The sequence below is a fragment of the Pseudomonas delhiensis genome (assembly GCF_900187975.1).
Taxonomy (GTDB): domain Bacteria; phylum Pseudomonadota; class Gammaproteobacteria; order Pseudomonadales; family Pseudomonadaceae; genus Pseudomonas; species Pseudomonas delhiensis.
On sequence record NZ_FZPC01000002.1, the window covers coordinates 23430 to 42812 of the forward strand.

Genomic DNA, 19383 nt, shown 5'->3' on the forward strand with positions numbered 1-19383 from the left:
TTGCCGGCCGTGCGCGATGCGCTGGGTTATTCGGTTAATTCTTTTTAAATCAATTGCTTGAGATTTTTTCTCGCCACGCCAAGAGCGCCCGGCGGGGGACTTGGCCTTTCCTTTGCTTATACTTGTATGTACAAGCATATACGTGATGGGAGGCGCCGCTTCCTGCACCGATGCCCACCCCGAATCCCGTTGCCGGAAGCCGAGCGCACCGGCTTTCGCATCCGAGCCCAAGACTGCCTTGAAGGAGCCTGCCGTGACCGAATCCAGTAAATTCCGCGACGTCGAAATCCGCGCCCCGCGCGGCACCCAGCTGAACGCCAAGAGCTGGCTGACCGAAGCGCCGCTGCGCATGCTGATGAACAACCTCGACCCGGAAGTCGCGGAGAACCCCAAGGAACTGGTGGTGTACGGCGGCATCGGCCGCGCCGCGCGCAACTGGGAGTGCTACGACAGGATCGTCGCCACCCTCAAGGAACTGAACGACGACGAGACCCTGCTGGTGCAGTCCGGCAAGCCGGTGGGCGTGTTCAAGACCCACGCCAACGCCCCGCGCGTGCTGATCGCCAACTCCAACCTGGTGCCGCACTGGGCCACCTGGGAGCACTTCAACGAACTGGACGCCAAGGGCCTGGCCATGTACGGCCAGATGACAGCCGGCTCGTGGATCTACATCGGCAGCCAGGGCATCGTCCAGGGCACCTACGAAACCTTCGTCGAGGCCGGCCGCCAGCACTACGCCGGCAACCTCAAGGGCCGCTGGGTGCTGACCGCGGGCCTGGGCGGCATGGGCGGCGCCCAGCCGCTGGCGGCCACCCTGGCCGGCGCCTGCTCGCTGAACATCGAGTGCCAGCAGAGCCGCATCGACTTCCGCCTGAAGACCCGCTACGTCGACGAACAGGCCAAGGACCTGGACGACGCCCTGGCGCGCATCGCCAGGTACACCGCCGAGGGCAAGGCCATCTCCATCGCCCTGCACGGCAACGCCGCCGAGATCCTTCCGGAGCTGGTGCGCCGCGGCGTGCGCCCGGACATGGTCACCGACCAGACCAGCGCCCACGACCCGCTCAACGGCTACCTGCCGATCGGCTGGACCTGGGAGCAGTACCGCGACCGCGCGCAGACCGAGCCGGCCGCGGTGGTGAAGGCCGCCAAGCAGTCCATGGCCGTGCACGTGAAGGCCATGCTGGCGTTCCAGAAGCAGGGCGTGCCGACCTTCGACTATGGCAACAACATCCGCCAGATGGCCAAGGAAGAGGGCGTGGCCAACGCCTTCGACTTCCCCGGCTTCGTCCCGGCCTACATCCGCCCGCTGTTCTGCCGCGGCATCGGCCCGTTCCGCTGGGCCGCGCTGTCGGGCGACGCCGAGGACATCTACAAGACCGACGCCAAGGTCAAGGAGCTGATCCCCGACGACGCCCACCTGCACCGCTGGCTGGACATGGCCAGGGAGCGCATCAGCTTCCAGGGCCTGCCGGCGCGCATCTGCTGGGTCGGCCTGGGCCAGCGCGCCAAGCTCGGCCTGGCGTTCAACGAGATGGTCCGCAGCGGCGAGCTGAAGGCGCCGATCGTGATCGGCCGCGACCACCTGGACTCCGGCTCGGTCTCCAGCCCGAACCGCGAGACCGAAGCCATGCAGGACGGTTCCGACGCCGTCTCCGACTGGCCGCTGCTCAACGCCCTGCTGAACACCGCCAGTGGCGCCACCTGGGTTTCGCTGCACCACGGCGGCGGCGTGGGCATGGGCTTCTCCCAGCACTCGGGGATGGTGATCGTCTGCGACGGCACCGACGAGGCCGCCGCGCGCATCGCCCGCGTGCTGACCAACGACCCGGGCACCGGCGTGATGCGCCATGCCGACGCCGGCTACCAGATCGCCATCGACTGCGCCAGGGAACAGGGCCTGAACCTGCCGATGATCACCGGCAAGTGAGGAACAGGGGCGGCGCCGCCGCCCCGGGCCAGGGAGGAACCGCCGCGCGGGTGGGGGCGCGGCGGTCGGGCCGAGCGCAATCCGTTCTCTGACACTACAAGAACCCCGGCCCGGCGCCGGGGTGGAGAAGAAAAGCGATGTCCCAGGCCAGCGACAGTTCCAGCAAGCCCCTGATCGAGCGCCGCTCGATCAACTACATCCCCGAGGCCGAGCGCCACGGCAAGCTCTACAGCCAGTTCACCCTGTGGCTGGGCGCCAACCTGCAGATCACCGCCATCGTCACCGGGGCCCTGGCCGTGGTGCTGGGCGGCGACGTGTTCTGGTCGCTGGTCGGCCTGCTCATCGGCCAACTGCTCGGCGGCGCGGTCATGGCCCTGCACGCGGCCCAGGGGCCCAAGCTGGGCCTGCCGCAGATGATCTCCAGCCGCGTGCAGTTCGGCGTCTACGGCGCGGCCATCCCGATCGTGCTGGTGTGCCTGATGTACCTGGGCTTCACCGCCACCGGCACGGTGCTTTCCGGGCAGGCGCTGGGCCAGCTGTTCGGCGTCAGCGACAGCGCCGGCATCCTGATCTTCGCCAGCGTCATCGTCCTGGTCACCGTGCTCGGCTACCGGGTGATCCACTACATCGGCCGCATCGCCAGCGTCGTCGGGGTGATCGCCTTCTTCTACCTGTTCAGCCGCCTGATGAGCCAGACCGACGTCGGCGCGCTGCTGCAGATCCGCCACTTCAGCTGGAGCAGCTTCCTGCTCGCGGTGTCCCTGGCGGCCTCCTGGCAGATCGCCTTCGGCCCCTACGTGGCCGACTACTCGCGCTACCTGCCCGGCGCCACCTCGTCGGTGAAGACCTTCCTCGCCGTCGGCGCCGGCTCGGTGATCGGCTCGCAGGTGGCGATGACCCTCGGGGTGTTCGCCGCGGCCATGGCCGATGGCCAGTTCGCCGGCCGCGAAGTGGCCTACATCGTCGGCCTGAGCGGCAGCGGCGCGGCCGCTGCGCTGCTGTACTTCAGCATCGCCTTTGGCAAGGTGACCATCTCCACGCTGAACTCCTACGGCAGTTTCATGTGCATCGCCACCATCATCAGCGGCTTCCGCGGCCACCTGGAGGTGAGCCGCCTGCAGCGCCTGGTGTTCGTGCTGGTGATCGTCGGCGCCGCCACCCTGATCGCGCTGCTGGGCCAGCATTCGTTCCTCGGCGCGTTCAAGTCCTTCATCCTGTTCCTGCTGGCCTTCTTCACCCCGTGGAGCGCGGTCAACCTGGTGGACTACTACCTGATCACCCGCGAGCGCTACGACGTGCCGGCACTGGCCGACCCCGACGGCCGCTACGGCCGCTGGAACCTGCCGGGGATCAGCGTGTACGTGGTCGGCGTGCTGGTTCAGCTGCCGTTCATCGCCACCAAGTTCTACACCGGCCCGCTGGTGGATTACCTGGGCGGGGTGGACATCTCCTGGATCATCGGCCTGGTGGTGCCCGCCGTCCTCTATTACCTGGTCGCCCGGCACAGCCGCCGGGCGGTGCCGGACCGGCTGATCCTGCCGGCCCGTACCTGAACCGGCCCGGCCGCGCCCGGCCAGCGGCGCGGCCCCTTGCACTGCCGAACCTCATTTTCCCGTTTAGGAGCCTCAGATGAACAATTCCAAGAAGACGCTGCTGGGCCTGATCCTTTCCGCCGGCTTGCTGGGCGCGATGGCCCCGGCCCAGGCGGCGGGCTGGTGCGAGAGCGGCAAGCCGGTGAAGTTCGCCGGGTTGAACTGGGAGAGCGGCATGCTGCTCACCGACCTCATGCAGTTCATCCTCAAGAACGGCTACGGCTGCAGCACCGACAGCCTGCCGGGCAACTCCATCACCATGGAGCAGGCCCTGGCCAACAACGACATCCAGATCTTCAGCGAGGAATGGATCGGCCGCAGCGACGCCTGGAACAAGGCTGCCGCCGCCAACAAGGTGGTCGGCGTGGGCGCGCCCATCGTCGGCGCCACCGAGGGCTGGTACGTGCCGCGCTTCGTGATCGAGGGCGACAAGGCCCGCGGCATCGAGGCCAAGGCGCCGAACCTCAAGGCGGTCACCGACCTGGGCCAGTACGCCGAGCTGTTCCGCGACCCGGAGGAGCCGGGCAAGGGCCGCTTCTACAACTGCCCGGCCGGCTGGACCTGCGAGCTGGAGAACTCCGAGATGCTCAAGAAGTACGGCCTGGAGGACAAGTACACCAACTTCCGCCCCGGCACCGGCCCGGCGCTGGATGCCGCGGTGCTGTCCAGCTACAAGCGCAAGGAGCCGATCCTCTTCTACTACTGGTCGCCGACGCCGCTGATGGGCCAGGCCGACCTGGTCAAGCTGGACGAGCCGGGGGTGAACAAGGACGTGAAGATCCAGGTCGGCCTGTCGCGCACCTTCCACGACCAGGCCCCGGAGCTGGTCGCGGTGCTGGAGAAGGTCAACCTGCCCATCGACCTGCTGAACCAGAACCTGGCGAAAATGGCCAAGGAGAAGCTGTCGTCCGAACAGCTGGCCAAGGCTTTCCTCAAGGAGCACCCTGAGGTGTGGAGCGCCTGGGTCAGCGAGGACGCCGCGAAGAAGATCCAGGCCGCGCTCTGACGCCGCCGGGCCGGGGGAGCCCGCTCCCCCGGCGATGCCCAACCCTTGCGAGTAAGCGCCATGTTCCCTGAACGCTTCACCTTCTCCATCGCCGACGTGGTCAACGGCTGGGTCGACGCCCTGGTGACCAACTACGGCGACGTCTTCCGGCACATTTCCGACACCCTGCTGTGGGCCATCGTCAACCTCGAGAGCCTGCTGCGCGCCACGCCCTGGTGGCTGATGCTGGCGATCGTCGCCGGCATCGCCTGGCACGCCACGCGGCGCCTGGTGCCGACCCTGGTGATCACCGGCCTGCTGTTCCTGGTCGGCGCGGTGGGCCTGTGGGACAAGCTCATGCAGACCCTGGCGCTGATGATGGTGGCCACGATCATCTCGGTGCTGATCGGCATCCCCCTGGGCATCCTCGCCGCCCGCAGCGACCGCCTGCGGGCCATCCTGCTGCCGCTGCTGGACATCATGCAGACCATGCCCAGCTTCGTGTACCTGATCCCGGTGCTGATGCTGTTCGGCCTGGGCAAGGTGCCGGCGATCTTCGCCACCGTGATCTACGCCGCGCCGCCGCTGATCCGCCTCACCGACCTGGGCATCCGCCAGGTCGACCGCGAGGTCATGGAGGCAGTCACCGCCTTCGGCGCCAACCGCCGCCAGCAGCTGTTCGGCGTGCAACTGCCGCTGGCCCTGCCGAGCATCATGGCCGGCATCAACCAGACCACCATGATGGCCCTGTCGATGGTGGTGATCGCCTCGATGATCGGCGCCCGCGGCCTGGGCGAGGACGTGCTGGTGGGCATCCAGACCCTCAACGTCGGCAAGGGCCTGGAGGCGGGCCTGGCGATCGTCATCCTCGCCGTGGTCATCGACCGCATCACCCAGGCCTACGGCCGCTCGCGTCACCACGAGGCCAGCAAATGAGCAAGATCCAGGTCAAGAACGTCTACAAGATCTTCGGTGCCCGCGCCGACGCCGCGCTGGCGATGATCCGCCAGGGCAAGAGCAAGGCCGAGGTGCTGGCCGCCACCGACTGCGTGGTCGGGGTGAACGACCTGTCGCTGTCCATCGAGGCCGGTGAAATCTTCGTCATCATGGGCCTGTCCGGCTCCGGCAAGTCGACCCTGGTGCGCCACTTCAACCGCCTGATCGACCCCACCAGCGGCGAGATACTGGTCGACGGCGAGGACATTCTGCGCTACGACGCGCGCCAGCTGGAGGACTTCCGCCGGCGCAAGATCAGCATGGTGTTCCAGAGCTTCGGCCTGCTGCCGCACAAGAGCGTGATGGACAACGTCGCCTACGGCCTGAAGGTCCGCGGCGAGAGCAAGGCGCTGTGCCAGGAGCGCGCGCTGCACTGGATCGCCACCGTGGGCCTGAAGGGCTACGAGAAGTCCTACCCGCACCAGCTCTCCGGCGGCATGCGCCAGCGCGTCGGCCTGGCCCGGGCGCTGGCCGCGGACACCGACATCATCCTCATGGACGAAGCCTTCAGCGCCCTCGACCCGCTGATCCGCGCGGACATGCAGGACCAGCTGCTGGAGCTGCAGAAGACCCTGCACAAGACCATCGTCTTCATCACCCACGACCTGGATGAAGCGGTGCGCATCGGCAACCGCATCGCCATCCTCAAGGACGGCCAGCTGATCCAGGTCGGCGCGCCGCGGGAAATCCTCCACCAGCCGGCCGACGAATACGTCGACCGCTTCGTCCAGCGCCGCGTGGCCAACCTGTAGTTCCGGGAGTCCCGATGTCCTCCGCTTCCATCATCACCTTCGGCGACGCGCCCCTGCACTGGCAGGACGTGGTCGCCGTGGCCCGCCACGGCGCCCGCCTGGAGCTGTCGGCGGCGGCCTGGGCGCGCATCGACAACGCCCGCGCCATCGTCGAGCGCATCGTCGAGCGCGGCGAACGCGCCTACGGCATCAGCACCGGCCTCGGCGCCCTGTGCAACGTGGTGCTCGAAGGCGAGCAACTGGCCCGGCTGTCGCGCAACACCCTGCTCAGCCACGCCTGCGGCGTCGGCGAGGCGCTGAAGGACGAGCAGACCCGCGCGATCATCTGCGTCGCCATCGCCAACTACAGCCTCGGCAAGTCCGGCCTGCACCGCCGCGTGGTGCAGGCGCTGCTGGAACTGCTCAACCGTGGCATCACCCCGCGGGTGCCGGCCCAGGGCTCGGTGGGCTACCTGACGCACATGGCCCACGTCGGCGTGGCCCTGCTGGGCATCGGCGAGGTGAGCTACCAGGGCCGCACCGTCAGCGCCGCCGAGGCCCTCGACAAGGAAGGCCTGGCGCCGGTGGAGCTGGGCGCCAAGGACGGGCTCAGCCTGGTCAACGGCACGCCCTGCATGACCGGCCTGTGCTGCCTGGCCCTGGAAGACGCCACGCGCCTGGCGCACTGGGCCGACGTCATCGGCGCCATGAGCTTCGAGGCCCTGCGCGGGCAGACCGACGCCTTCGACGCGGAAATCCTCGCGCTCAAGCCGCATCCCGGCGCGCAACTGGTGGGCGAGAACCTGCGGGCGCTGCTCGACGGCAGCGAAGTGCTCGCCAGCAGCCGCGGCATCCGCACCCAGGACGCCCTGAGCATGCGCTCCATGCCGCAGATCCACGGCGCCTGCCGCGACCAGCTGGCCCACGCCGCGCGCCAGGTGGAGATCGAACTGAATTCGGCCAACGACAACCCCCTGGTGCTGGGCACGCCCGAGCACTACCGGGTGGTGTCCCAGGCCAACCCCCACGGCGAATCCGTGGCCATGGCCGCCGACCTGCTGTGCATCGCCGTGGCCGAGCTGGGCGGCGTCGCCGAGCGCCGCCTGGACCGCCTGATCAACCCCCTGGTCAGCGGCCTGCCGGCATTCCTGGTGAGCCAGCCGGGGGTCAACTCGGGAATGATGATCGTGCAGTACGTCGCCGCTGCCCTGGCCGGCGAGAACCGCCAGCTGGCGCAGCCGGCGGTGGTGGACAACTACGTCACCTCGGGCCTGCAGGAAGACCACCTGAGCCTGGGCACCAGCGCCGCGCTCAAGCTCGGCCGCTGCATCGGCAACTGCCAGCAGATCCTCGCCATCGAGTACCTGCTGGCCGCCCAGGCCTTCGAATTCCTCAAGGAGCAACGCTTCGGCGCCGGCACCACGCGGGCCTGGGAGCTGCTGCGCGAACAGGTGCCGGCCTACGACACCGACCGCTGGCTGGCCCCGGACATCGCCCGCGCCGCCGCGCTGCTGGCCGACCGCCGGGCGCTGCAGAACGTCGGCGCGAGCATCGGGAGACTGCAATGAAACAGCTCTGGCACAACTGCCACGCCGCCACCATGGCCGGCGGCAAGTATTCGATCATCGAGGACGCCGCCCTCCTCACCGAGGGCGCACGCATCCACTGGATCGGCCCCCATGCCCAGCTGCCGCTGCACGAGGTGCAGCGCAGCCATGACCTGGGCGGCGCCTGGCTGACCCCGGGGCTGATCGACTGCCACACCCACCTGGTGTTCGGCGGCGACCGCAGCGCCGAGTTCGAGCTGCGCCTGCAGGGCGCCAGCTACGCCGAGATCGCCGCCGCCGGCGGCGGCATCGCCAGTACCGTGCGTGCCACCCGCGAGGCCAGCGAGGAGGAATTGCTGGCCAGCGCCATCAAGCGCGCGCGGCCGCTGCTGGCCGACGGCGTGACCGTGCTGGAGGTGAAGTCCGGCTACGGCCTGGACCTGGCCAGCGAGCGCAAGATGCTGCGCGTGGCCCGGCGCCTGGGCGAGGTGCTGCCGGTGACGGTGCGCGCCACCTGCCTGTCGGCACACGCCCTGCCGCCGGAATACGCCGGCCGCGCGGACGACTACATCGAGCGGGTGTGCTCGGACATCCTCCCGGCGCTGGCGAACGAAGGGCTGGTGGACGCGGTGGACGCCTTCTGCGAGCACCTGGCGTTCTCCCCGGCGCAGGTCGAGCGGGTGTTCCAGGCCGCCAAGGCGCTGGGCCTGCCGGTGAAGCTGCATGCCGAGCAACTGTCGTCGCTGCATGGCTCCAGCCTGGCGGCGCGCTACCAGGCGCTGTCCGCCGACCACCTGGAATTCATGACCGAGGAAGACGCCATCGCCATGGCCAGGGCCGGCACAGTCGCGGTGCTGCTGCCGGGGGCCTTCTTCGTCCTGCGCGAAACCCAGTTGCCGCCGATGGAGGCCCTGCGCAAGCACGGCGTGGCCATCGCCCTGGCCAGCGACCTCAACCCCGGCACCTCGCCGGCGCTGTCGCTGCGCCTGATGCTCAACATGGGCTGCACCGCCTTCCGCCTCACCCCCGAGGAAGCCCTGGCCGGCGTCACCCTGCACGCCGCCCGCGCCCTGGGCCTGGAAGCCGACCACGGCAGCCTGGAGGCGGGCAAGCTCGCCGACTTCGTCGCCTGGGACATCCAGCGCCCGGCCGAGCTGGCCTACTGGCTCGGCGGCGACCTGCCCAAGCGCATCATCCGTCACGCAGAGGAAGTCTCCTGTGGATAACGTACTGAGCTTCAGCCGCGGCCGCGTGCCGCTGCTGGTGAGCATGCCGCACCCCGGCACCCGCCTGACCCCGGCCGTGGAGAACGGCCTGGTGGACGAGGCCAGGGAACTGGCCGACACCGACTGGCACATCCCGCGCCTGTACGACTTCGCCCGCGAGCTGGGCGCCAGCACCCTGGCCGCCAACTACTCGCGCTACGTCATCGACCTCAACCGCCCGGCCGACGACAAACCGCTGTACTCCACGGCCACCACCGGCCTGTACCCGGACACCCTGTTCGACGGCCGCCCGCTGTTCCACGAAGGCCAGGCGCCCTCGGCCGAAGAGCGCGCGCGCTACCTGGCGGAAGTCTGGACGCCGTACCACCGGACGCTCGCCGAGGAACTGGCGCGGCTGAAGGCCGAGTTCGGCTATGCCCTGCTGTGGGACGCCCACTCGATCCGCTCGCACATCCCGCACCTGTTCGACGGCCGCCTGCCGGACTTCAACATCGGCACCAACTCCGGCAACAGCTGCCCGGCCGACCTCGCCGAACGCCTGCAGGCGGTGTGCGCAGAAGCCGAAGGCTACAGCCACGTGCTCAACGGCCGCTTCAAGGGCGGCCACATCACCCGCCACTACGGCCAGCCGCAGCAGGACGTGCACGCGGTGCAGCTGGAACTCGCGCAGTGCAACTACATGGACGAGCAAGCGCCCTTCGCCTACCGCGAAGACCTGGCCGCCCCGACCGCCGCGGTGCTGCGGCGGATGCTGGAAAGCTTCCTGGCCTGGGGACGCGAGCGCTACGGCCGCTGATGCCGATGTAGGGCGAATAACCGTTTGTGGTTATCCGCCGTTGCTCACTGTGAGCGGGCCCTGCCCGCGATTCGCGCGCAGGGCGCGCTCCTACAGGGGAATGGCGCGGGTGGGGCAGCGTAGGCGCGGATTTCATCCGCGAATCGCGCCGGAACCTCCGGCCATCGCGGACAAGGTTTGCTCCTACGACCGTGCCCAGCCGCTGGTCAATGAAAACGGCGGATAACGCCGTAGGCGTTATGCGCCCTACGGGTCAGGATGACGCCTGATTTTCCAGCCGCTCAGGACGGCCCCCTCTCCCGCTTGCGGGAGAGGGTTGGGGAGAGGGGGCGGGGCCAACCCCAGGCACCGTGGCTGACGGGAAACGCGATTCGCGCGCAGGGCGCGCTCCTACATCGGAATGGCGTGGGTGAGGCAGCGTAGGCGCGGATCTCATCCGCGAATCGCGCCGGAACCTCCGGCCATCGCGGACAAGGTTTGCTCCTTCGGCCGCGCCCAGCCGCTGGCCAATGAAAACGGCGGATAACGCCGTAGGCGTTATGCGCCCTACGGGTCAGGATGACGCCTGATTTTCCAGCCGCTCAGGACGGCCCCCTCTCCCGCTTGCGGGAGAGGGTTGGGGAGAGGGGCGGGGCCAACCCCAGGCACCGTGGCTGCCGGGAAACGCGATTCGCGCGCAGGGGACGGCGCGAGCGTCACTCCCAATCCAGCCGCGCCAGCTTCCATTCGCCGTCTTCCAGCCACCATTCCAGCTTCACGTCGTACAGCCTTGCGCTGTCGGGGATCAGCCCCTCGGCGCCAGTCAGGCCGACCTTGGCCTCGGTGTAGCCGCGGCGCGACACCGCCGGGTCGATCCAGCTGTTCTTCGCCGGGGCCAGCACGCCTATGTTCTGGTGGCGGAGGAACAGGACCGCCATGGTGCGCCGGGCCCAGTCGCGGTCGTTGACCTGCTGGGCGCGGAAGTCGCCGGCCAGTTGGTCGAGCACGGCGCCGGTCTTCTTCGCTTCGATGTTCGTCTGCAGCTGTTGCACGGCGGCTTCCAGCGCCGCCAGCGGGTCGTCCTTGCCGCAGCCGGCGAGCAGGGCGAGGCACAGCAGCAGGGGCAGGGCGAGGATCCTGGCCAGCATGTCGAACTCCTTTTCAGGGACGGGGAGCCCGGCACCGTAGCGCAGATGCGCGGCTTGCGGCCACGCCGGGAATGTTTCCAAAGTTCGCCGCTCAGGGCGGCAGGAGGAACCGGCCCGGGTCGATGAAGAACATCTTCTTCCAGCCCTGGGTCTCGTCGGTCGCCGCCCAGGGCCGCGGCAGCAGCGACAGCACCGCGTAGTGCAGGTGCGGCGGCTTGCCGGCGGCATTGCCCGAGCTGCCCACCGCGCCGACCGCCTGGCCGCGCCCCACCGGCTGCAGCGGCGCCACGTTCCAGGCCTGCAGGTGCGCCAGGTAATGCAGGCGCCATTTCGGCCCGAGGATCAGCACCACCTTGCCGCCCAGGCCGACCTCGCCGCGGTACAGCACCAGCCCCGGGACCGGCGCCAGCGCCGGGGTGCCGGCGTCGGCGAAGATGTCGATGCCCTTGTGCACCCCGGAGATGCCCCAGGGCTCGTACCAGAAGGAGCGGCGGTTCCAGTCGCGCTGGCTGGCGCCCTGCACCGGGACGACCGGCCGCTCCGGCAGCAGCATCGGCAGGGCCAGCAGCGCGGCGAGCGGCAGCAGCCAGCGGCGTTTCACACCTGCAGGCCCAGGTGGCGGATCAGCGGCGCCGGCGCGGCCAGGCGCTCCCAGACGTCGTCGAGCAGCTCGGCGGGGTAGAAGGAGGGCAGGGCGCCCAGGTCGGCGCGCGGCACCCAGGCCACCTCGCGGATGTCGAATTCGTCGCCGCCCAGGCCGCGCAGGTTGTCCAGGCTCAGCTCGCCCCGCCAGGCGTCGACGCGGTAGAACAGTTCCATGTGGAAGCGCCCGGCCAGCGGCTCGGCGAATTCGCGGACGTACACCAGTGGCCCGACCTCCACTTCCAGCCCGGTTTCCTCGCGGCATTCGCGCTTCACGGTGTCGCGCGTCGAGCGGTCGCACTGCGACTCGAAGCCGCCGCCCGGGGGGATCCAGTAGACGTCGCCGGCCACCTCGTGGCGCACCAGCAGGATGCTCTGCTCGCGGACCAGCAGGCCGGCGGCGCGGATGCGGTGTTGCAGTGGGTTCATCGCCAGTCGAGCCTCGCCAGCTTCCAGGTGTCACCGTCGTGCCGCCATTCCAGGCTTACGCTGTAGGGGCGCTTGCGCCGGCGCTCGGGCAGCAGGCCGTCGCCGCCGGTCAGCGCCAGTTCCGCCCGGGAATGGCCGACGCCGGCGTAGTTGCGGTCGACGCGGCTGCTGCGGCCCAGGGTGATGAAGCGCACCCGCGGCTGCTGGACGAATACCTGCGCCAGGGTCCGGCGCACCCACTCGCGGTCGTATTCGCCCTGGGCGCGGAAATCCTCGTGCAGCTGCGCCAGCACGGCGCTGGTGGCGCGCTCGTCGAGGTTGCGCTGCAACTGGCGCACCGCGTCGTTCAACTGGTCCTGGGGGGAGTCGCCGCTGCACCCGCCCAGCAGACAAATGACGCACAGCAGGCAAAGATACAACTTCCTCGGCATCCCGAGTGAACTCCTTTATCGGTTTTGCGCGGGCACAGGTATCATGCCCGACACGCAAGGGATGGTATCCGGTCGAGGGACGGACCGTACGTAAAGATTCAGGAGTGCGCCATGCAGCTTTTGTATCCGGAAATCAAGCCTTACGCCCGGCACCAACTGGCCGTCGACGAACCGCACGTCCTCTACGTGGATGAGAGCGGCATACCGGACGGCCTGCCGGTGCTTTTCGTGCACGGCGGCCCGGGTGCCGGTTGCGACGCCCTGTCCAGGCGCTTCTTCGACCCCAACCTGTACCGCATCGTCACCTTCGACCAGCGCGGCTGCGGCCGTTCCACGCCCTTCGCCAGCCTGGACGACAACACCACCTGGCACCTGGTGGCCGACATGGAGCGCATCCGCCAGCACCTGGGCATCGAGAAGTGGGTGCTGTTCGGCGGCTCCTGGGGCTCGACGCTGTCGCTGGCCTACGCCCAGGCGCACCCCGAGCGCGTCCACGCGCTGATCCTGCGCGGCATCTTCCTGTGCCGCCCGCAGGATTTGCGCTGGTTCTACCAGGAGGGCGCCAGCCAGCTGTTCCCCGACTACTGGGAGGACTACCTGGCGCCGATCCCGGCGGACGAGCGCGACGACCTCATGCAGGCCTTCCGCAAGCGCCTGGTGGGCAGCGACCAGATCGCCCAGATGCACGCCGCGCGCGCCTGGTCCACCTGGGAAGGGCGCACCGCGACGCTGCGGCCGAACCCGGCGGTGGTCGACCGCTTCAGCGACCCGCACCGCGCGCTGTCCATCGCCCGCATCGAGAACCACTACTTCGTCAACGCCGCCTTCCTCGAACCGGACCAGCTGCTGCGCGACATGCACCGCATCGCCCACCTGCCCGGCGTCATCGTGCACGGCCGCTACGACGTGGTCTGCCCGCTGGACAACGCCTGGGCGCTGCACAAGGCCTGGCCGAACAGCGAGCTGCAGATCGTCCGCGACGCCGGCCACGCGGCCAGCGAGCCGGGCATCGCCGATGCCCTGGTGCGCGCCACCAACGAGATCGGCCGGCGCCTGCTGAACCTGCCCCCGGAGGCCGAATGAAGGCGCTGATCCAGCGCGTGAGCGCCGCGCGGGTGGAAGTCGACGGGGAAATCGTCGGCGCCGTCGACCAGGGCCTGCTGGCACTGGTGGGGGTCGAGCCCCGGGACGACGAGGCGAGCGCCCGGCGGTTGCTGCACAAGCTGCTTAACTATCGAGTGTTCGCCGATATTGAAGGTAAGATGAACCTTTCTCTGGGCGACATCGGCGGCGGCCTGCTGCTGGTCTCGCAGTTCACCCTGGTCGCCGACACCCGCAAGGGCCTGCGGCCGAGTTTTTCCAGCGCGGCGCCGCCGGCCCGGGGCGCCGAGCTGTTCGAACATCTCGTGGATCAGGCACGAGCCCGTCATCCGCTGGTCGCTACCGGCCGGTTCGGCGCCAACATGCAGGTCCACCTGGTCAACGACGGGCCGGTGACCTTTCTTCTGGAGGCGTGAACAGGCGGCAGTCCGTAATCGGGCCGCAGGATGATGGCAACTCGCATGCGACTAGAACAATGGCTCCCCGGAAGCCCAGGCCGCAAGGCCGGGCAAGGGTTCTTCGCGATCGCGGGGAATCATTCGGGCTCACCGGGGTCGGAATTCAATCGCCGGCACCTTGGCATTGCCAGGGCCGGCCTTGGTTTTTTCAAGTTCACGGACGAGGGGGACTCGTGATTTTTCGTTCCGTTCAACACACCGCTTCCCGTAATTTCCTGCGCGACCTGATGCTGGTCGGCTCCGCTTTCCTGGCCCTGGGCGCCAGTCACGCCTGGGCTTTCAACATCGACGACGTCGCCGGCGAGGCGAAGAAACTGGCAGGCGAGAAGTACAGCGCGCCGGCCAGCAACCTGCCCTCGGTATTCAGCGAAATGAAGTTCGCCGACTACCAGCAGATCCGCTTCCGCATGGACAAGGCCTACTGGGCCGACGAGAAGGAGCCGTTCAAGCTCAGCTTCTATCACCAGGGCATGCACTTCGACACCCCGGTGAAGATCAACGAGGTGACGGCCACCAGCGTCAAGGAGATCAAGTACGATCCCTCGCGCTTCGACTTCGGTTCGCTGCAGTTCGACGCCAATGCCACCAAGGACCTCGGCTACGCCGGGTTCCGCGTGCTCTACCCGATCAACAAGGCCGACAAGCTCGACGAGATCGCCACCTTCCTCGGCGCCAGCTACTTCCGCGTGGTCGGCAAGGGCCACGTGTATGGCCTGTCCGCCCGCGGCCTGGCGCTGGACACCGCGCTGCCGTCGGGCGAGGAGTTCCCGCGTTTCCGCGAGTTCTGGATCGAGAAGCCCAAGCCCCAGGACAAGCACCTGGTGATCTACGCCCTGCTGGACTCGCCGCGCGCCACCGGCGCCTACCGCCTGGTCCTGCGCCCCGGCAAGGACACCGTGGTCGACGTGCAGGCCAAGGTGTTCCTGCGCGACAAGGTCACCAAGCTCGGCATCGCGCCGCTGACCAGCATGTTCCTGTTCGGCTCCAACCAGCCCTCGGAGCAGCACAACTTCCGTCCGGAGCTGCATGACTCCACCGGCCTGCAGATCCATGCCGGCAATGACGAGTGGATCTGGCGCCCCCTGAACAACCCGAAACACCTCTCGGTGAGCAGCTACGCGGTGGAGAACCCGAAAGGCTTCGGCCTGCTCCAGCGCGGCCGCGAGTTCAGCCGCTACGAGGACCTGGACGACCGCTACGACCTGCGCCCGAGCCTGTGGATCGAGCCGCGCGGCGACTGGGGCAAGGGCAGCGTCGAGCTGGTCGAGATCCCCACCCCGGACGAGACCAACGACAACATCGTCGCCTTCTTCAACCCGGAGAAGCGCCCGGAAGCCGGCCAGCCGCTGGAGTACGCCTACCGCATGCACTGGACCATGGACGAGGATGCCCTGCATTCGCAGAAGGTCGCCCAGGTCAAGCAGACCCTGCGCTCGGTGGGTGACGTCAAGCAGGCCAACCTGATCCGCCAGCCCGACGGCAGCACCGCCCTGGTGGTGGACTTCGAGGGCGCCAACCTCAAGGTCCTGCCGGCCGACGCCGCGGTGACCACCCAGGTGAGCACCGACGACAATGCCGAGGTCAAGGAGAACAACCTGCGCTACAACCCGGTGACCCAGGGTTGGCGCCTGACCCTGCGGATCAAGGTGAAGGATCCGAAGAAGCCGACCGAAATGCGTGCGGCCCTGGTCAAAGATGGACAGACCCTGTCCGAAACCTGGAGCTACCAGCTGCCTGCCGATGAATAACACCACCACCCACGAGGCTTCGCTGGGCGAATACCTCGAGCACCTTCCGCTGACCGCGGAAGGGCGCGAGCGCCTGGCGCGCAGCGCTTCCTTCAGTGACCTGCACCAGCGCCTGGCGGAGGAGGCCGGCACCGCGCCGGTCGCCACCGACGACGCGGCGCTGGGCTCCATCGGCCCGCGCCTGCTGCTCGGCCACGGCCAGGAACTGCAGGAAGCCGGCATGCTCGGCCTGGACGACAACGGCCGCGCCTACCTGAAGGCGGCCCCGCCGATCCAGCGCACCAAGGTGCTGCCCGAACCCTGGCGGACCAACGTGCTGATGCGCGGCTGGCGCCGCCTCACCGGCCGCAGCAACCCGTCCAAGCCCGTGCGCGACCTGCCCAAGGCGCGCTGGCAGCGGGTCGGCTCGCTGCGCCGGATGATCCTGCTGCTGCTGATGCTCGGCCAGACCAGCATCGCCACCTACTACATGAAGGGCATCCTGCCATACCAGGGCTGGGCGCTGATCGACCTCGAGGAGATCAACCGCCAGACCTGGCTGCAGACCCTCCAGCAGGTGCTGCCGTACCTGATCCAGTTCGGCGTGCTGCTGCTCTTCGCCATCCTCTTCTGCTGGGTCTCGGCCGGTTTCTGGACCGCGCTGATGGGCTTCTGGGAGCTGCTCAGCGGCCGCGACCGCTACCGCATCTCCGGCAGCAGCGCCGGCAACGAGCCGATCGCGCCCGAGGCGCGCACCGCCATCGTCATGCCGATCTGCAACGAGGACGTGCCGCGGGTGTTCGCCGGCCTGCGCGCCACCTTCGAGTCGGTGGCGGCCAGCGGCGAGCTGGACCACTTCGACTTCTTCGTCCTCAGCGACACCTACCAGGCCGACATCGCCGTGGCCGAGGAACAGGCCTGGATCGAGCTGTGCCAGGAGACCAAGGGCTTCGGCAAGCTGTTCTACCGCCGGCGCCGGCGCCGGGTGAAGCGCAAGAGCGGCAACATCGACGACTTCTGCCGGCGCTGGGGCAGCCAGTACAAGTACATGGTGGTGATGGACGCCGACAGCGTGATGAGCGGCGACTGCCTGGCCAAGCTGGTGCGGCTGATGGAAGCCAACCCGGAAGCGGGGATCATCCAGACCGCGCCCAAGGCCTCGGGCATGGACACCCTCTATGCGCGCATGCAGCAGTTCGCCACCCGCGTCTACGGCCCGCTGTTCACCGCCGGCCTGCACTTCTGGCAGTTGGGCGAGTCGCACTACTGGGGGCACAACGCGATCATCCGCATGAAGCCCTTCATCGAGCACTGCGCCCTGGCGCCGCTGCCGGGCAAGGGCTCGTTCTCCGGGGCCATCCTCTCCCACGACTTCGTCGAGGCCGCGCTGATGCGCCGCGCCGGCTGGGGCGTGTGGATCGCCTACGACCTGGAGGGCAGCTACGAGGAACTGCCGCCGAACCTGCTGGACGAGCTCAAGCGCGACCGCCGCTGGTGCCACGGCAACCTGATGAACTTCCGCCTGTTCCTGGTCAAGGGCATGCACCCGGTGCACCGCGCGGTGTTCCTCACCGGGGTGATGTCCTACCTGTCGGCGCCGCTGTGGTTCTTCTTCCTGGTGCTGTCCACCGCGCTGCTGGCGGTGCACCAGCTGATGGAGCCGCAGTACTTCCTGGAGCCGCGGCAGCTGTTCCCGATCTGGCCGCAGTGGCACCCGGAGAAGGCCATCGCGCTGTTCTCCACCACCCTGACCCTGCTGTTCCTGCCCAAGCTGCTCAGCGTCATGCTGATCTGGGCCAAGGGCGCCAGGGCCTACGGCGGCGTGATCAAGGTCACCCTGAGCATGCTCCTGGAAATGCTCTTCTCGGTGCTGCTGGCGCCGGTGCGCATGCTCTTCCACACCCGCTTCGTGCTGGCCGCCTTCCTCGGCTGGGAAGCCCAGTGGAAGTCGCCGCAGCGTGACGACGACGCCACGCCGTGGAGCGAGGCGCTGCGCCGCCATGGCATGCAGACCCTGCTGGGCCTGGCCTGGGCGCTGCTGGTGGTGTGGCTGAACCCGCGCTTCCTGTGGTGGCTGTCGCCCATCGTCGGTTCGCTGATGCTGTCCATCCCGGTGTCGGTGATCACCAGCCGCGTCAACCTGGGCCTGGCCTCGCGCGACGAGAAGCTGTTCCTCATCCCCGAGGAATACGACACCCCGCGCGAGCTGCGTTCCACCGACGAGTACACCTACCAGAACCGCTGGCAGGCGCTGAAGGACGGCTTCGTCCGCAGCGTTTCCGACCCGCTGCTCAACGCCCTGGCCTGCGCCATGGGCACCGCCCGCCACGCCCGCTCCGAGGCCATCGAGGCGGCGCGCCAGCGGCGTGTGCAGCAGGCCCTGGAAGGCGGCCCGCAGGCCGTCGCCGGCGAGGCCCGACTGGCCCTGCTGAGCGACCCGGTGGCGCTGTCGCGCCTGCACCTGCAGGTGTGGGAAGGCGGCCACGAGAACTGGCTGGAGCCCTGGCGCAAGTCGGTGCAGGCCGACGCGCACAGCCCGGCGCTGCCGCTGGCGCCGCCGGCCGGCGCCGGCGTGGGCATGCCGGCCACGCAGTCCTGAGGGCGTGCCACTCCCCGCCGCCCGGCGGGGAGTGGCAGGTCGTCGCAACGGTTTTCCCGGCGCCGGACTGCTGCTAACCTGCGCCATCGATCCAGAAAGTCTCCCGACGGACGGCGACAGAGGGTAGGATTCGCACCTTTGAGCGCCCGGCGAGGCTTTGCGCGGCAGAAAGACCGCCACTGGATGCCGTGCCGGAGTGCGCACGATTCAATTTCGACTGTCTGGGAGTGTGGGGAATGAAAAAGTATCTGGCATCGCTGCTGGCGGGCGTCTGCGCCCTGGTCGGCGTGACCGCGGCACAGGCCGGCGCCATTGACGAAGCGGTCAAGCGCGGCAGCCTGCGGGTGGGCATGGACCCGACCTACATGCCGTTCGAGATGACCAACAAGCGCGGCCAGATCGTCGGCTTCGAGGTCGACCTGCTCAAGGCCATGGCCAAGTCCATGGGCGTCAAGCTGGAACTGGTCTCCACCGGCCTGGACGGCATCATCCCGGCGCTGCTGACCGACAAGTTCGACATGATCGGCTCGGGCCTGACCCTGACCCAGGAGCGCAACCTGCGCATCAACTTCACCGAGCCCTTCGCCGTGGTCGGCCAGACCCTGCTGATCCGCAAGGAACTCGAAGGCACCATCAAGTCCTACAAGGACCTGAACGATGCGAAGTACCGCATCACCTCCAAGGTCGGCACCACCGGCGAGTTCGTCGCCAAGAAGCAGTTGGCCAAGGCCCAGTACCACGGCTTCGACAACGAGCCCGAGGCGGTCATGGACGTGGTCAACGGCAAGGCCGACGCCTTCATCTACGACTCGCCCTACAACGTGGTGGCGGTCGGCAAGTTCGGCGCCGGCAAGCTGGTGTTCCTCGACCAGCCGTTCACCTACGAGCCGCTGGCCTTCGGCCTGAAGAAGGGCGACTACGACTCGATCAACTTCATCAACAACTTCCTCAAGCAGATCCACGAGGACGGCACCTACGATCGCCTGCACGACAAGTGGTTCAAGAGCACCGACTGGCTGAAGGACATGGAATAATCCGCGTCCCAAGCCGTTCGACCCGACGCGCA

17 protein-coding genes are annotated in these 19383 nt (G+C 68.5%); 13 read left to right on the forward strand and 4 right to left on the reverse strand.

From position 1 onward, the window contains the following. The first annotated feature begins 253 nt into the window (after positions 1 to 253). The 8 genes from hutU (at position 254) to hutG (ending at position 9803) form a co-directional block, all read left to right on the forward strand. Positions 254 to 1930 (forward strand): urocanate hydratase, encoded by a 1677-nt coding sequence (hutU, locus tag CHC02_RS02050; protein ID WP_089389857.1) that lies wholly within the window; start codon positions 254 to 256, stop codon positions 1928 to 1930. A 137-nt stretch (positions 1931 to 2067) separates the two neighbouring features. Further along, positions 2068 to 3483, forward strand: a complete 1416-nt coding sequence (locus CHC02_RS02055; RefSeq protein ID WP_089389858.1) for a purine-cytosine permease family protein — start codon at positions 2068 to 2070, stop codon at positions 3481 to 3483. A gap of 76 nt (positions 3484 to 3559) precedes the next feature. Then, positions 3560 to 4528 carry an ABC transporter substrate-binding protein gene (locus tag CHC02_RS02060; RefSeq protein WP_089389859.1) on the forward strand — a complete coding sequence of 323 codons (969 nt, stop codon included), beginning with the start codon at positions 3560 to 3562 and terminating at the stop codon, positions 4526 to 4528. A gap of 60 nt (positions 4529 to 4588) precedes the next feature. After that, positions 4589 to 5443 carry an ABC transporter permease gene (locus CHC02_RS02065; RefSeq protein ID WP_043313138.1) on the forward strand — a complete coding sequence of 285 codons (855 nt, stop codon included), beginning with the start codon at positions 4589 to 4591 and terminating at the stop codon, positions 5441 to 5443. Continuing rightward, positions 5440 to 6255: a quaternary amine ABC transporter ATP-binding protein gene (locus CHC02_RS02070; RefSeq protein WP_089389860.1), complete on the forward strand. Its 816-nt coding sequence runs from the start codon at positions 5440 to 5442 to the stop codon at positions 6253 to 6255. The genes CHC02_RS02065 and CHC02_RS02070 overlap by 4 nt, the downstream gene beginning before the upstream one ends. Positions 6256 to 6269: 14 nt before the next feature. Then, the gene (gene hutH / locus CHC02_RS02075; RefSeq protein WP_089389861.1) at positions 6270 to 7802 is read left to right on the forward strand and encodes a histidine ammonia-lyase; all 1533 of its coding nucleotides are present in this window, start codon (positions 6270 to 6272) and stop codon (positions 7800 to 7802) included. Continuing rightward, the gene (hutI, locus tag CHC02_RS02080; RefSeq protein ID WP_089389862.1) at positions 7799 to 9007 is read left to right on the forward strand and encodes an imidazolonepropionase; all 1209 of its coding nucleotides are present in this window, start codon (positions 7799 to 7801) and stop codon (positions 9005 to 9007) included. The genes hutH and hutI overlap by 4 nt, the downstream gene beginning before the upstream one ends. Continuing rightward, positions 9000 to 9803: an N-formylglutamate deformylase gene (gene hutG, locus CHC02_RS02085; protein ID WP_089389863.1), complete on the forward strand. Its 804-nt coding sequence runs from the start codon at positions 9000 to 9002 to the stop codon at positions 9801 to 9803. Before hutI ends, hutG begins: the two co-directional genes overlap by 8 nt. 695 nt (positions 9804 to 10498) lie before the next feature. Here hutG and CHC02_RS02090 read toward each other — a convergent pair. From CHC02_RS02090 to CHC02_RS02105, 4 genes are all read right to left on the reverse strand, one after another. Further along, a complete protein-coding gene (locus tag CHC02_RS02090) occupies positions 10499 to 10930 on the reverse strand; it encodes a hypothetical protein (protein ID WP_089389864.1) in 432 nt (143 codons plus the stop codon). 91 nt (positions 10931 to 11021) lie between these two features. Beyond that, positions 11022 to 11483, reverse strand: a complete 462-nt coding sequence (locus tag CHC02_RS02095; protein WP_167364863.1) for a M23 family metallopeptidase — start codon at positions 11481 to 11483, stop codon at positions 11022 to 11024. Positions 11484 to 11527: 44 nt separating this feature from the next. Beyond that, positions 11528 to 12001: an NUDIX domain-containing protein gene (locus CHC02_RS02100; RefSeq protein WP_089389866.1), complete on the reverse strand. Its 474-nt coding sequence runs from the start codon at positions 11999 to 12001 to the stop codon at positions 11528 to 11530. Next, positions 11998 to 12432 (reverse strand): hypothetical protein, encoded by a 435-nt coding sequence (locus CHC02_RS02105; RefSeq protein ID WP_089389867.1) that lies wholly within the window; start codon positions 12430 to 12432, stop codon positions 11998 to 12000. Before CHC02_RS02105 ends, CHC02_RS02100 begins: the two co-directional genes overlap by 4 nt. 111 nt (positions 12433 to 12543) lie before the next feature. Here CHC02_RS02105 and pip point away from each other — a divergent pair, with 111 nt between their 5' ends. The 5 genes from pip (at position 12544) to CHC02_RS02130 (ending at position 19351) form a co-directional block, all read left to right on the forward strand. Then, a complete protein-coding gene (gene pip, locus CHC02_RS02110) occupies positions 12544 to 13515 on the forward strand; it encodes a prolyl aminopeptidase (protein WP_089389868.1) in 972 nt (323 codons plus the stop codon). Further along, a complete protein-coding gene (gene dtd / locus CHC02_RS02115) occupies positions 13512 to 13949 on the forward strand; it encodes a D-aminoacyl-tRNA deacylase (RefSeq protein WP_089389869.1) in 438 nt (145 codons plus the stop codon). Before pip ends, dtd begins: the two co-directional genes overlap by 4 nt. Before the next feature lie 215 nt (positions 13950 to 14164). Beyond that, positions 14165 to 15739 carry a glucan biosynthesis protein G gene (locus tag CHC02_RS02120; protein WP_089389870.1) on the forward strand — a complete coding sequence of 525 codons (1575 nt, stop codon included), beginning with the start codon at positions 14165 to 14167 and terminating at the stop codon, positions 15737 to 15739. Beyond that, positions 15732 to 18317, forward strand: a complete 2586-nt coding sequence (gene mdoH, locus CHC02_RS02125) for a glucans biosynthesis glucosyltransferase MdoH (RefSeq protein WP_089389871.1) — start codon at positions 15732 to 15734, stop codon at positions 18315 to 18317. Before CHC02_RS02120 ends, mdoH begins: the two co-directional genes overlap by 8 nt. 236 nt (positions 18318 to 18553) lie before the next feature. Continuing rightward, entirely contained in the window at positions 18554 to 19351 is a 798-nt protein-coding gene (locus CHC02_RS02130) for a transporter substrate-binding domain-containing protein (protein WP_089389872.1), read from the forward strand. The last annotated feature ends 32 nt before the right edge of the window (positions 19352 to 19383 follow it).

Excerpts from the sequence above, each read along its gene's own strand:
- CHC02_RS02055 (WP_089389858.1), top strand. The coding sequence starts at position 2,068 with ATGTCCCAGGCCAGCGACAGTTCCAGCAAGCCCCTGATCGAGCGCCGC.
- CHC02_RS02060 (WP_089389859.1), top strand. The coding sequence starts at position 3,560 with ATGAACAATTCCAAGAAGACGCTGCTGGGCCTGATCCTTTCCGCCGGC.
- CHC02_RS02065 (WP_043313138.1), top strand. The coding sequence starts at position 4,589 with ATGTTCCCTGAACGCTTCACCTTCTCCATCGCCGACGTGGTCAACGGC.
- CHC02_RS02070 (WP_089389860.1), top strand. The coding sequence starts at position 5,440 with ATGAGCAAGATCCAGGTCAAGAACGTCTACAAGATCTTCGGTGCCCGC.
- hutH (WP_089389861.1), top strand. The coding sequence starts at position 6,270 with ATGTCCTCCGCTTCCATCATCACCTTCGGCGACGCGCCCCTGCACTGG.
- hutI (WP_089389862.1), top strand. The coding sequence starts at position 7,799 with ATGAAACAGCTCTGGCACAACTGCCACGCCGCCACCATGGCCGGCGGC.
- CHC02_RS02090 (WP_089389864.1), bottom strand. The coding sequence starts at position 10,930 with ATGCTGGCCAGGATCCTCGCCCTGCCCCTGCTGCTGTGCCTCGCCCTG.
- CHC02_RS02095 (WP_167364863.1), bottom strand. The coding sequence starts at position 11,483 with ATGCTGCTGCCGGAGCGGCCGGTCGTCCCGGTGCAGGGCGCCAGCCAG.
- CHC02_RS02100 (WP_089389866.1), bottom strand. The coding sequence starts at position 12,001 with ATGAACCCACTGCAACACCGCATCCGCGCCGCCGGCCTGCTGGTCCGC.
- CHC02_RS02105 (WP_089389867.1), bottom strand. The coding sequence starts at position 12,432 with ATGCCGAGGAAGTTGTATCTTTGCCTGCTGTGCGTCATTTGTCTGCTG.
- pip (WP_089389868.1), top strand. The coding sequence starts at position 12,544 with ATGCAGCTTTTGTATCCGGAAATCAAGCCTTACGCCCGGCACCAACTG.
- dtd (WP_089389869.1), top strand. The coding sequence starts at position 13,512 with ATGAAGGCGCTGATCCAGCGCGTGAGCGCCGCGCGGGTGGAAGTCGAC.
- mdoH (WP_089389871.1), top strand. The coding sequence starts at position 15,732 with ATGAATAACACCACCACCCACGAGGCTTCGCTGGGCGAATACCTCGAG.
- CHC02_RS02130 (WP_089389872.1), top strand. The coding sequence starts at position 18,554 with ATGAAAAAGTATCTGGCATCGCTGCTGGCGGGCGTCTGCGCCCTGGTC.